This is a genomic window from Yoonia sediminilitoris (genome assembly GCF_003058085.1).
GTDB lineage: Bacteria > Pseudomonadota > Alphaproteobacteria > Rhodobacterales > Rhodobacteraceae > Yoonia > Yoonia sediminilitoris.
In genome coordinates, this window is record NZ_QBUD01000009.1 from 135,621 (window position 1) to 148,290 (window position 12,670).

The 12,670-nt window shown below is 54.3% G+C and carries 12 protein-coding genes and 1 pseudogene; 5 read left to right on the top strand and 8 right to left on the bottom strand.

Going from position 1 to position 12,670, the window contains the following annotated elements; translation table 11 throughout:
• Window position 1 precedes the first annotated feature (1 nt).
• Window positions 2–715, bottom strand: coding sequence for a hypothetical protein (locus C8N45_RS16060; RefSeq protein WP_108387265.1), 714 nt, complete (start codon window positions 713–715; stop codon window positions 2–4).
• A 6-nt stretch (window positions 716–721) separates the two neighbouring features.
• Window positions 722–1,360 carry a class I SAM-dependent methyltransferase gene (locus C8N45_RS16065; RefSeq protein ID WP_108387266.1) on the bottom strand — a complete coding sequence of 213 codons (639 nt, stop codon included), beginning with the start codon at window positions 1,358–1,360 and terminating at the stop codon, window positions 722–724.
• Window positions 1,361–1,617: 257 nt separating this feature from the next.
• Here C8N45_RS16065 and C8N45_RS16070 point away from each other — a divergent pair, with 257 nt between their 5' ends.
• From C8N45_RS16070 to C8N45_RS24230, 5 genes and pseudogenes are all read left to right on the top strand, one after another.
• Complete coding sequence (locus C8N45_RS16070) at window positions 1,618–2,604, top strand: Mur ligase family protein (protein ID WP_168769498.1); 987 nt, start codon at window positions 1,618–1,620, stop codon at window positions 2,602–2,604.
• A 163-nt stretch (window positions 2,605–2,767) separates the two neighbouring features.
• A complete protein-coding gene (locus C8N45_RS16075) occupies window positions 2,768–4,369 on the top strand; it encodes a hypothetical protein (protein WP_133175995.1) in 1,602 nt (533 codons plus the stop codon).
• A gap of 93 nt (window positions 4,370–4,462) precedes the next feature.
• Window positions 4,463–5,629 (top strand): nucleotide sugar dehydrogenase, encoded by a 1,167-nt coding sequence (locus tag C8N45_RS16080; protein ID WP_108387269.1) that lies wholly within the window; start codon window positions 4,463–4,465, stop codon window positions 5,627–5,629.
• Window positions 5,629–6,651, top strand: a complete 1,023-nt coding sequence (locus C8N45_RS16085; RefSeq protein ID WP_108387270.1) for an SDR family NAD(P)-dependent oxidoreductase — start codon at window positions 5,629–5,631, stop codon at window positions 6,649–6,651. Before C8N45_RS16080 ends, C8N45_RS16085 begins: the two co-directional genes overlap by 1 nt.
• 75 nt (window positions 6,652–6,726) lie before the next feature.
• Window positions 6,727–7,252, top strand: a pseudogene (locus C8N45_RS24230) (IS30 family transposase); the annotation flags it as partial.
• 178 nt (window positions 7,253–7,430) lie between these two features.
• Here the strand turns inward: C8N45_RS24230 and C8N45_RS16095 are convergent.
• The 6 genes from C8N45_RS16095 to fghA form a co-directional block, all read right to left on the bottom strand.
• Entirely contained in the window at window positions 7,431–7,964 is a 534-nt protein-coding gene (locus C8N45_RS16095; protein ID WP_108387271.1) for a PQQ-dependent catabolism-associated CXXCW motif protein, read from the bottom strand.
• Window positions 7,961–8,791 carry a substrate-binding domain-containing protein gene (locus C8N45_RS16100; protein WP_211095478.1) on the bottom strand — a complete coding sequence of 277 codons (831 nt, stop codon included), beginning with the start codon at window positions 8,789–8,791 and terminating at the stop codon, window positions 7,961–7,963. Before C8N45_RS16100 ends, C8N45_RS16095 begins: the two co-directional genes overlap by 4 nt.
• Window positions 8,775–9,239 carry a c-type cytochrome, methanol metabolism-related gene (locus C8N45_RS16105; RefSeq protein WP_245882707.1) on the bottom strand — a complete coding sequence of 155 codons (465 nt, stop codon included), beginning with the start codon at window positions 9,237–9,239 and terminating at the stop codon, window positions 8,775–8,777. The genes C8N45_RS16100 and C8N45_RS16105 overlap by 17 nt, the downstream gene beginning before the upstream one ends.
• A 116-nt stretch (window positions 9,240–9,355) precedes the next feature.
• The gene (locus C8N45_RS16110; protein ID WP_108387274.1) at window positions 9,356–11,158 is read right to left on the bottom strand and encodes a methanol/ethanol family PQQ-dependent dehydrogenase; all 1,803 of its coding nucleotides are present in this window, start codon (window positions 11,156–11,158) and stop codon (window positions 9,356–9,358) included.
• Window positions 11,159–11,282: 124 nt separating this feature from the next.
• Window positions 11,283–11,738 carry a c-type cytochrome gene (locus C8N45_RS16115; RefSeq protein ID WP_245882702.1) on the bottom strand — a complete coding sequence of 152 codons (456 nt, stop codon included), beginning with the start codon at window positions 11,736–11,738 and terminating at the stop codon, window positions 11,283–11,285.
• 1 nt (window position 11,739) lies between these two features.
• Complete coding sequence (fghA, locus tag C8N45_RS16120; RefSeq protein ID WP_108387275.1) at window positions 11,740–12,570, bottom strand: S-formylglutathione hydrolase; 831 nt, start codon at window positions 12,568–12,570, stop codon at window positions 11,740–11,742.
• Between the last annotated feature and the right edge of the window lie 100 nt (window positions 12,571–12,670).

Genomic DNA, 12,670 nt, shown 5'->3' on the forward strand with positions numbered 1-12,670 from the left:
CCTATGCAATGGCACGCATCAGTCCCAGCGACGTTTGCAGAATTGCATCTGAGGGGGCCGCATCCGTTGAAATCTGCAAGATTTGCGTTCCGCGTTGCGCAAGGGTTTTCACGGCCTGATCCATCAAGGCAGCCCGGTTGGCCAAGGCTTGCACATCGCCATGGGCCATTTTGATCCGGCGCTCGATTTGCTGTAAATCCTGCCCTGACTTATCGCGCGCAGCGAGCCGCTCGACAGCACGGCTAAAGCTTTGCGCGGCAGGCAATGTCAAATGAGCGAGCGCTTTGGGAACAGGCATCGCGTGACAAAAGGCATCAAGAAGCTGTTTTTGATCTGCATCCGTCCGCGCGATCAAATAGATGGCACGGTGCAGAAAACCTTCATCAGCCAGCACCATATCGCACAGATCAGGGTTGGCCCGAAACATCTGATATTTTGCTCCGGTTCCCAAAAGAAGGGCTTTGGCATTGATGTCCTGCGACCCGATTTGATCAATAATGCTGGCGCATTCGGGATATGAGCTGCGAAACTGCTCAAGCCGATAGATCGCCCGGGACAAGGGTTTGCGTCGGATATAACCCGGGAGAGTCCGGTCTTGTGTCTCAAGCCCGTCATCAAAACAAACACGCACACCTGCGACCACCAGCGCTTTGTGAACGGCCGTGATCAGCGTTGTCTTGCCACTGGCAGGTAGGCCAAGGAATTCGACAAACATGGAAAGCTAGAGTTTCTTGCAGAGCAGATGCCTGATTTCAGACGTTTGGTCCCGGACACCTTTCACAAAGCGACTGTCTGTCACGATGAAGCCATACTCCAGCAAAAAGTCCTCTGTCTGCTCCATCGACATCCGGCTGCTCATTTTTTCGTCGTCAGGCGGAATTTCAAATGGGGCAGTCAGGTTGATGCCAAGCTGAATTATCGCATAGCTTTTCGTGACCCGTGAAAACTCGGCCATGGTTGTTTTGACATCGCGAAACAGAATGATATCGCGCAAGAACCGCGTGCTGACGAGCAGATCAAACTCGTTGTCGGCAAAGGGCAGGGCAGTGGACAGTCCAACCTCCGTTTTGCACTGTGCGTACTGCGCGCCCAGAATTTCGCTGGCCGTATCCAGCATCGCATCCGACGCATCCAGGCCGTGAACCTTATAGCCACGCTCCAGATAATAAGGGACAAAGCGCCCTGTACCAAACGGGATATCCACAACACTCAGATCACGTGGCAGTTTGTCCAGCAACGTTTGCATTTCGCGCTGCTCGACACCCCACCACGGCTGTTTGCTGCGCACGGTCTCGTAGTCGCTCGCCGTCTTTCCATAGTAGCGGTCGCCTTTGACCTTCTTCATGTTCATTCTGGCCATTGTGCTCCTCTTTTCCAGACAGGAAGGTAAAAACTTTGGTGCCACCGGCTTTTACCGAATATTGCCCGAAAATCCGGTGTGCTGCACGCTCAAATCACGTCTTGGGGGCGACGAAAAGGCCGACCTTTGGTAAAAGAATGTCAACTGAGCTCTGGCATCCACAGCGACCAAACCGTATCGGAACAAGGCAACGACCTGTGGCAGGACATGCCTTCCTGATACAAAACCGCTTGGGGTGTCGGAAAGATGGAGCCGCGATGAAAGAAACATGGACGCTCGGCAAGATTGCCGCCGAAGTTGAAGGGCGGCTGTCAGGAAGCGCCGACCCCACATCAGTTGTCCGGGATTTCCATATTCGGGCATGGAGTTGCGGGCCGGGCAGTGTCTTCCTGCCAATATTCAATGCGGGCCCACAGATGACACAACGCGCGCTTGGCCGCGGTGCAGTTGGTGCACTTGTTGATACCCACCTGGCGGATTCGATCCCACATATTTGGGTTTATGACCTACAGTCAGCCGCCATGAAGCTTGCCCAAAAGCGCCGCGCCAGTTTCGATGGGCAGGTCGTCGGCATCACCGGAAGTGCAGGGAAGTCCAGCACCAAGGCGATGTTGGCGCAGGTCCTTCAGTCTTCTGGCAACATCTACGCGTCTCGAAACAACCAAAATCTGACGCCATACGTCACCGCGACTCTTTGCAGTTTGCCCCCGACGACCGATGTGGCGATTTTTGAACTGGCAATGTATTCTCCTGATATGGTTGGAAAATCCTCTGAACTTGCACAGCCGCATATCGGGATAATTACATCCATTGGCATGAATCACGCGGAATACCACGACAACCCCGAAGAAGGCATCATCAAGTCAAAGACAGAAATCTTCTGGGGGATGAAGGAGAAAGGAACAGCTATTCTGCCATCCCACGACTCCGCATTTGAAAAACTGCGGTACCGCGCGCTGGAAAGCGGGAAGGTGAACCGGATTATTGAATGTGGAATGACCTGCGGCGATGACGTTAGACTAGTTGAGGCGATCGAACACAGCACCTATTCTGAAGTGACCATTTCTGCCTTTGGTGAAACCGCACGTTATTGCATTTCGGTGCCCGGAATGCACATGATTCAAAATTCACTACTGGTCGCAGCAACATTGAAATCGCTCGGTAAGCCATTATCATGCATGGCAAAAATGCGGGAATATCAGCCCCCCACGCAGCAGTATTCGACGGTTTCAAGCACGTTCTGAAAGCCGTCTATAAACGTGCAAAATTCGTGCCTGCCGCTTTGGATTGGACGATTGAAAGTGATGGGCGAGCCAGCCGCAACGGATAGCGACGGGGCAGGGGAAAGGGTTCTGACATCCTGCTTTCTGATAGAACTGAGACAACAAGACGAAAGACGACATACACTTGAGAACTTTGGCAGAAACCCTTTGCTCTGACAGGAATGTCAGCTTTGCACAAACATTCCGATACCAATATATTGTCAGCCCAGACAAACTGGACCTGCCCGGTTTCACCAGCGTGCAGTGTGGATCACAATGGGTGGCCTCGGGTGCGGCATTGCGCCGGGTCATGTTGACTGACTGTGCGGGCAACAGCTTTGGTGTCTGTCTGGGTGTTGCGGTAGACCACGACGGAAACCTGCCCGAAGAGGCCTTGCAGCAAGGTTTCGACAGCAGATCCCCCGAAGCGCGGGATGCGTTGGAAGAGTGCCTTGCAAGGCTGTCCGGTCGCTACGCACTTATCGTTGAATTGGGTGGGATCACATATTTCTACTGCGATCCCGTTGGCATGATCGGGGCGGTTTACGCGCCGGAAACCCGCAGGATCGCGGCCAGTACGTTTTTGTGCATTGACCGGCCCGTTGAATGGAACCCGCTTTACGACAGGGCAGAAATCGAGGTTGGTGAAGGCAGCTATGGGCTTTCCCATACCTGCGACGCACATGTTTTCCGGCTCAATGCCAATCACCGCATGGCGTTGGACAAATTTGAAACGACGCGGTTCTGGCCCAAACCAACGGACAAATTCACTGCAGAAACAAATGATTACGACGCCATCTTCGATGAAATGATCGACGCTGGACGCAAAATCATGACGCGGATGACAAGCTTGGGGCCCACCTCACTGCCGCTATCAGGCGGCAATGACAGCCGGATTTTGATGTCACTGGCGACCGCGCCCTGCCTGCAGGATGTCACCCAGATATTTTCGCATATCAACACCTATGCAAATCGGCGAGACGCGCATGTCGCGGCAAGCCTTTGTGCAGCAAAGGGCGTGCCATTCGAAGTGCACGACCGCAAAATATTGTCCGCCCCGCGATACGTCAGACGACTGGCAGCCCGGCGCTATCAGGTTGCATCCGGGGCGCTGGCCGCCGTGCCCAAAGAGATTGATAACGGTCTGTTTTTGCACGTGAAAGAAGATTCCATCGTCATGCGTGGCCACCAGACAAACATCATGCGTGGTCAATATCTTGTCACCGCCAACCCAGAGGAATGGCGTAAACCGCGCTGGCAAATCCGCATGATGAGCCTTGTCGGGAACGGGAAATTCAATGCGGAAGTGGCGCAGCGGTTTCATGCTGATTTCAAAAAACACTATGATGATCTGCCAGCGAATGCGCTGGAACGCTCTGCCGATTTCATCTTCTTTGAAACTTTGGTTCCGGCCGCTCTGGGGGTATTATTCCCGGGTCAGGATCACGCATTCTATCTGTCGCCGTTCAACAGTCGCAGGCTTGTCCAGCTTTCGATGCAGCCCGACACTGAATACCGCCTGACAAATGCGCCAACGACCGATTTTCTGCTTCGTGCGGACCATGAGCTGGCGGTCTTGCCCTTTGCATACGAGTTGCCCGCAGACCTGAACGAGACGCCTGAAGCGTTTGAAAAACGCAAGCAAAGGGTCGCTCAGGGCCTCGCGCGGTTCGAGGGGCTTTTTGGGCAGCCCGCACCGATCGATGTTAACGAAATTGCGCCTTTGGCAACTTCAACTGAGGCTTGATTCAATGTATCGACGCAGCCAGAAATAAATTTGTCCATCTTTGCGTGATCCTATAACCACGCCCCGGTCGACGTTCACAAAGGAATTACAGAAATGAAAATCGTCGTTGCAGGCTTGGGTTATGTCGGACTCTCGAACGCGGTGCTGTTGTCACAGCACAATCAGGTGGTCGCCATTGACACGGATGTGACGCGTGTTGAACAGGTCAATCAAGGGCAAACCACAGTCGAAGACGACGTGATGGCGGCTTTCATGGCTGAAAAGACGCTTAATCTGACAGCAACCGCCAATCCAGAGAACGCATATGCCGATGCAGACTACGTCATTGTGGCAACGCCCACCAACTACGATCCAAAGACGAATTTGTTTGACACAAGCAGCGTTGAATCGGTGATTGGACAGGCTCGGAAAATCGCTCCAGACGCCGTTATTGTTATCAAATCAACCGTCCCCGTCGGCTTTACTGCGAAATGCAAAGAGGCACATGACTATCCAGACATTATTTTTTCGCCGGAGTTCCTGCGCGAGGGCAGGGCGCTGGAGGACAACTTGCATCCGTCAAGGATCGTCGTTGGCGCCCACACTGATGCAGCCCGCGCATTTGCGCAGCTTCTGGTGGACGGGGCCGCGTCGAAGGACATGCCCGTTCTTTTCACGAAATCAACAGAAGCGGAAGCTATCAAGCTGTTTTCCAACACGTTTCTTGCCATGCGCGTGGCCTACTTCAACGAATTGGACAGCTATGCGATCGCGCATGGGCTTGATGCACGTGAAGTGATCGAGGGCGTCAGCCTCGACTCACGCATCGGTGGCCACTACAATAACCCATCCTTTGGTTATGGCGGCTATTGCCTGCCAAAAGACACCAAGCAGCTTTTGTCGAATTATGATCGTGTGCCCCAGAATCTCATAGCGGCAATCGTCGCATCAAACCGCACCCGCAAGGATTTCATTTCGGATCAGGTTATCGCCAAAAACCCAAAGACTGTAGGTATTTACAGGCTGGTGATGAAGGCCGGATCAGACAATTTTCGCGACAGTTCCATTCAGGGGATCATGAAACGGATCAAAGCCAAAGGCATCGAATGCATTGTCTATGAACCGGTGTTGGATGCGACGCATTTTTTCCACAGTCCAGTGGTCCATGATCTGGAGGAATTCAAAGGGCAGGCGGATCTTATCCTTGCAAACCGCATGACTGACGACATGCGTGATGTGGCGCACAAGGTCTATACCCGCGATCTGTTCGAGGTTGACTGATGGCAACAAAAACCGCCCTTGTGACAGGCGCGGCTGGCTTCATCGGATTGCATCTGTGCCTACGCCTGTTGGCCGATGGCTTTCGGGTCGTGGGGTTGGACAGCCACAATGACTATTACGATCCGGCTCTGAAAACAGCACGTGAAGCCTTGTTGCTGGTCGACCTAAATTACACGGCGATCCGCGGAAAAGTCGAAGAACCTGGACTTCTGCGGCAACTATGCGAACAACATCGTCCTGATTTTATTGTGCATTTGGCGGCACAGGCTGGTGTGCGCTATTCCATAGAAAACCCGCGTGCATACACAGAAGCCAACCTGATGGGCACGTTTGAACTTCTCGAAGCCGCACGCGCTTTCCCGCCCAAACACTTGCTGATGGCCTCTACAAGCTCGGTCTATGGCGCGAATACCCAGATGCCATATCGCGAGACGGACAAGGTCGACAGCCAGATGTCGTACTACGCCGCGACCAAGAAAGCGAACGAGGCGATGGCACACAGCTATGCCCATCTTTATGGGCTGCCGATCACGATGTTTCGGTTTTTCACAGTCTACGGACCGTGGGGACGACCCGACATGGCGCCGTATCTTTTTACAAAAGCGATTTTTGACGGGACGCCAATCAAGGTTTTCAATCATGGAAACATGCTACGGGACTTCACCTATGTGACCGACCTTGTGCGCGGTATCAGGCTTCTGATGGACGTAATCCCGGATCATACAATGAATGACACGCGCTCCAAAGCTGACAGTCTATCTCAGGTCGCGCCATGGCGGGCCGTCAACATCGGCAACGGTGTCTCGGTCAAACTGCTTGACTTCATTCGGGCACTCGAACAGGCAGCAGGGCGTTCTGCGGAAATGATATACGAAGACATGCAAGCCGGCGATGTGCCCGCAACATGGGCAGACACAACGCTGTTACAGGACCTCACAGGATACGCGCCAAGAACATCGGTCGTTGATGGTACACAGGCGTATGTTGCGTGGCATCAGTCGTTTTATCATTCATCAGGGTAAGAAGATATATTACATAATACTGATTATACGTATTGTTCTTATACGCGGGGCACATTCTAAACTGGGTTGCGACAAAGAAAGCACGTGATCACGCAACTGGAGGCCGGATGGTCGCCGGAACAGATCGCCGGTCGCCTACGTTTACGGCCCAGATGGCCATTCCGAAGAATTGGCACGTCACCTTCCGCATCGTCGCAAAAAACAGCAGCCACGCCGCCGTCGTACACTGCGAGGCTTTGTTTTCCCGCCTGATCGGTCGATCCATGAACGCCCAGACTACGTTAAACTCGTGAGACATTTGCGAATGGGAAGGCGACTTGATGATTTTCGAGCGCGCTCAGGGCAAGGCAAATGTCGCCTCGCTGGTCGAACGTAAGACGCGCTTCGCTGTGTTGTTCCGCAACAACGACCGCTACCCATTTGATGAACCGACTGATGACTATGATAGAGTCCCTGCCCCAGCCAGCCCGCAAATAGATCGCCTTTGATCGTGGCATTGAGTTTTCGGAACTGGCGCAAACTCAAACCCGTGATCGGAACAGAGGCCGGGTTCTGTGATCCGCAAGCGCCGTGGGAAAAGGGTTCAGTCGAGAACCTAAACAGCGGAACCTGTCGCAAGGTGACTTGAGATTCCATTGCTTGCAACATTTCCCATAGAGAGATGATGCGCAACTGCGGTGCATAGTCTTTATTAAAAACAGATGCTTGCATGGAGAATGTCAAGTTTTTTCCGCTATCTTCGCCACCGTTCGGAACGCCGTCCCGACATTGGCACCCGCTTATGAGGGTACCAGCAAAGCGGTCGGGTACTCTTCAAAGGTCCAACCATCAGTGCCGTCGGGATACCAGAACACATGCGTGTAGCCGTATTCCTCAATCGCGCGTTTGGCGGCATTCCACGACATCCAGCATTCTCTGAGGCAGAAGAATACGACCGGATAGTCAGGATCGCCGCCGGTTACCTGCTTCATTCCATCGCGAAAGTAGGCATCTGTCACGTCGGCCAAAGCACCGTAGCCGACATTTGGCAACCAAATGGCCCCAGGAATTGAATGGCGCGGCTGGTCGCGCCAGATTGTACCCTCTGGCAGGTTTTCCGGCTTTGGCGCGCGCGGCAGCACATCGACAAAGGCCACCTGCCCGGTTTTCCACAAAGCATATGCCGCGTCATTGTCCACGACGGTCCCGCCTGTAAGCGAAACCGGCACGGGTCCGCGGTAATGCTCTGTTTCGTAACTGTCAGGTTCTGGGACCGGTTGGGCCGTAGCGGCAACCGGCAGCCAAAGTGCGAGAATGGCCGCCGCGCGGATCATTCTGCTGCAGCCAAAAGATCCGTTCCCATGTCATTGATCAGCGGCACGCCCGCATCGGTCAGGATCTGGTTGATCTCTTGCTGGTTGCGCCTGATCAACGAGTTCAGCTTACGCTGCCAGACCTTCTCACCCAGCCGTACCCCCATGGTGATCCGGAAAAAGAGCCGCGGCGGCAAGGTCTCTTTCAGAAGCGGTGTCACCCGCAGACCGGGATGATCGGTTTTAACAAGTGGGCCCGCGATCGGCCCCCAGATCAGCGCGCCATCAATCGTGCCCGCCTCAAGATCGGCGAGCATGTCGGGAATCGGCGACTCGTGGCGTCTGTCGACCACAAGATTGTAGGCCTGTGCCTGTGCAATCAGCCCGTTCCGGGCCAGATGCGTGGCGGGCGGTGATCCGGCCACGACCCCTAAACGCAAACCTTGCAGGCGCGGGTCTGACAGGCTGTCGACATCCGCAATCGGCCCATCAGCTTGCGTGACCAGCGTATATGCAGAGGTGAAATAATGGTTTGTGTTCAGCACCATCTCGTGGCCCTGCGCATAACCGATGACCACGTCACATTTATTGGCCCGCAGCGTGTTGCGGATAAACCCGGTGGACATCGGGTACCATTCATACTGCACCGGCATTTCCAGCTTGGCCGCAAAGAATTCGGCCAGCTTGTTTTCAAAGCCGGTCCCGTCACGGCTTGACATAGGCGCGTTGGCCGGATCCGCACAGACCCGAAAACTGGATTGCGACACCAGATCTGACGTCTGTGCCCCGGCGGGAAAACCCCCGAAACACAGACCGATCAGAGCAACGGTTTTAACCCATGCACGCATCTTCATCCTCTGCGATTGCTTCGGATTTCGCCTGCTTCTTAGCCGGACGTCCACGTGCAACAGCATCGGTCCCGCGCGCCTTGAGGTAGACGTAAATGTCGTCGATGTAGCAGGTGACATTCAGGTTATCACCAAACTGCGGCATCACAGAGTTGCCGTTCTCGCGACCGGCGGCCACGGTGTAAAGGAAATCATCATAGGTCATATCGACGGCAGAATTCTTGAGCGCCGGCGCGTAAGTTGACCCTTCCCCGTCTGGCCCGTGGCAGACGTGGCATTCAGAGTGATAGCGGCGGAACCCTGAAAATGTCAGCCAATCGACCGTGCCGTCTTCGTCGACAAAATAGGTTGGGATTCCGTCATCTGTGAAGTATCTGCCGTCCTCTTCGTAGGCGACTGTGATGTTCGGGTCATCCTGGGCGAACGCCCCCTGCCCCATGACCATCATGCCTGCTGTTGCCAGCATAACTGCGATGTTACGCATATTTTTGACCTCTAAATCTATGCAAGAGGGTTGGCCCGGCGATTTGTTCCGGACCAACCCTTTTTCGATTGCGCCAGTTCTTAGTTTGGCACTGTGAACACGGTCAACTGACCACCAAGTGCGGTGTAGTCGCTAAGCGCGGCATAGCCACCCACAGCACCCAGACCGTCATTTGGATTGGTCAGACCTGCGGCAAGGCCGATACCAGCCCAACCACCGATCCCGGACAGGACAGCAACATACTGCTGGCCATCTTGGGTGTAGGTCATGACGTTCCCGATGATACCTGATGGCGTTTTGAAGCTGTAAAGCTCTTCACCGGTCGCTGCATCAACAGCTTTCAGGTAGCCTTCGAGTGTGCCGTAGAACACCACGTCACCGGCTGTTGCCAGCGCACCGGACCAGACAGAGAACTGCTCTGGCACGGACCATGCGATTTCACCCTTGATGTTGTCCCAAGCGATGAAGTTACCCATGCCGCCGTGGCTGTCTGGGGCTGGATACATCGCAAGTGTCGCGCCAACGTATGGCTGACCTGCGGTGTAGCTGACCCGGAATGGTTCGTAGTCCATGCAAACGTGGTTTGTAGGGACATAGAACAATTCGGTTTTTGGCGAATACGCCGCTGGCTGCTGGTCCTTGGACCCGAGGGCCGCAGGACAGATACCGGTGGAGTTCACGTCTTCGCCATTCTGCTCTGTTGAATATTGAGCCACCACAGCAGGACGCCCGTAGGTGTCTGAGTTGGGGTCCATATCCACGCCGGTTGTCCAGTTGACCACAGGGTCGAACTTTTCAGCGACAAGCAGTTCACCTGATACGCGATCAAGTGTGTAGCCCAGACCGTTCCGGTCGAAGTGTGTCAGCAATTTACGCTCAACACCGTCGATTTCCTGATCGGTCAGGATCATTTCGTTGATGCCATCATAATCCCACTCGTCGTGTGGGGTCATTTGATAGAACCACTTGGCGATACCCGTATCGGCATCGCGTGCCATGATGGTCATGGACCAACGGTTGTCACCCGGACGCTGTGCAGGGTTCCAGGTCGATGGGTTCCCTGTGCCGTAGTAGACAAGGTTTTCATCCGGATCATAGGAATACCAACCCCAGGTCGTGCCGCCACCGATTTTCCACTGATCACCTTCCCAGGTGTTCGTACCGGAATTTTCACCGACAGGTGTCCCCAGATGGGTTGTGGTTTCAGGATCGACCAGAATATCGCTGTCTGGCCCCATCGAATAAGCACGCCATTCCTGGCTGCCGTCAGCGATGTTATAGGCTGTGACGTGACCGCGCACACCGAATTCACCACCCGAAATACCAACGATCACTTTGTCGCCGACAGGCAGCACGGTGGCAGTGTTGGTTTCACCAATCGATGGATCGCCATTCACAACGCTCCATTCAACGGCACCGGTGTCCGCGTTCAGCGCAACAACCGTTGTGTCCGCCTGATGCAGGAAGATCTTGCCGTCAGCATAGGCTACACCACGGTTGACCGTGTCGCAGCACATCACAGGAATGACGTCAGGGTCCTGCTTGGGCTCGTACTTCCAGATGATCTTGCCGTCGTTTGCCAGATCAAGCGCGTAGACGATATTAGGGAAAGGCGTGTGGACATACATGATGTCGCCGATCACCAGCGGTGAACCTTCGTGCCCGCGCAGAACGCCGGTCGAGAACGTCCATGCAACCTGCATGTCGCCGACGTTGTCCTTGTTGATCATGTCAAGATCTGAATAACGCTGGTTGGCGTAGTCGCCCGTCTGGATCGCCCATTGGTTCGGGTCGTCCATCATGGCCATCAGATCATCGTTTGCGGCGACCATGCTGGTCGACCCCAAAAGCAATGCTGTTGTCAATAATAGTTTCTTCTTCATCTTATCCTCCCTAGTGGAAAAAAGCAGGGGCATCTCCTCTACTGACGGCCCTGTTGCCCGCAACTGGCGAGCGTGCTTCTTAGGCAAACATCATCTGCCAAACGAAGCGGTCATCTTTTTCTGTCTAATTCTCCTCCTCTAAGAATGTTGCCAGATATGCGATTACGTTGGCGCGATCTTCGTCCTTGCGTAGCCCGATAAAGGTCATCTTCGTTCCGTCGATGAACGCTTTGGGTTTGGTCAAAAACGCGTCAAGCGTTTGCGGTGTCCAGATAAGGTCCTGCGTTGACGCAGCCGATGTCATGGCCGCCGAATAGGCGAAATCTTCGGCATTGGCGGCTGGTCTGCCAAGAATCCCGTTCAGGACCGGGCCGGATTTGGGCATTGCACCAGCACCCACATCATGACAGGCCTGACACTTGCGAAAAACACGCTCTCCCGCTGCGGCATCGCCGGTCAGTTCAAACGTGAGCTCTGCGCTCTGATTTTCCGCATAGGCTGTGGCGCCGGTCAAGACCGCACCAGTAGCCATCAGAAATCCAAGCACAAATCGCAGACGCATCTTAACTGAAAACCCCATCCTAATTTCCATTTAGTCGGTCAGCGTGCCAGCACATATGATCTTTCGCAAATGTGGACACAAAAAAATAGCTGTGGTCATAGCCTACATGGGTTCGCAGCACGCAGGGTTGTCTGCGCAATGCGGTGGCTTCGGCAAAGGCTTGCGGGCGTAGCAGATCGATAAACTGATCATCTGCGCCCTGATCAATCAAAATGTCACCGTGCCAACCGGTTTCCGACATCAAAACGGTCGCGTCATATTGCGCCCATGTGCTTTCGTCATCGCCCAGATACGCGCTGAATTGCTTGCGCCCCCAATCAGATTGACAGGGATTGACGATAGGCGAGAAGGCAGAAAGCGACGCGAACAAGCCCGGATTGCGCATCGCGATCGTCAGCGCGCCATGCCCACCCATGGAATGGCCGGTGATGCCGTGGCGCTCAGAGATTGGAAAGGCATCCTGCACCAAAGACCGCAATTCACATACCACATAATCATACATTTGGAAATGGCTGCGCCATGGGTCCTGCGTGGCATTCAGGTAGAACCCGGCCCCGACCCCGAGGTCGTAAGAGTCATTGTCCGGCACCGCCTCGCCGCGTGGTGATGTATCGGGAAAGATCAGTGCAACCCCATATTCAGCGGCAAATTGCTGGAAGCCACCTTTGGTCATTGCATTGTCATGGGTGCATGTCAGTCCAGACAAGTACCAAAGCGCCGGTACTGATCTGGACTTGGCCTGCGGCGGGAGAAAAACCGCAAACGTCATATCTACGCCACACGCCTCGGACGCATGCTTGTAGACCGCCTGTTCGCCTCCAAAACACCGATTGCGAGAGACGAGCTCCATGGCTTTAAAACTCCACCACGGCGCGGATTGATTTGCCTTCGTGCATCAGGTCGAACCCGTGGTTGATTTCGTCCAATGTCAGTTTGTGGGTAATCATCGG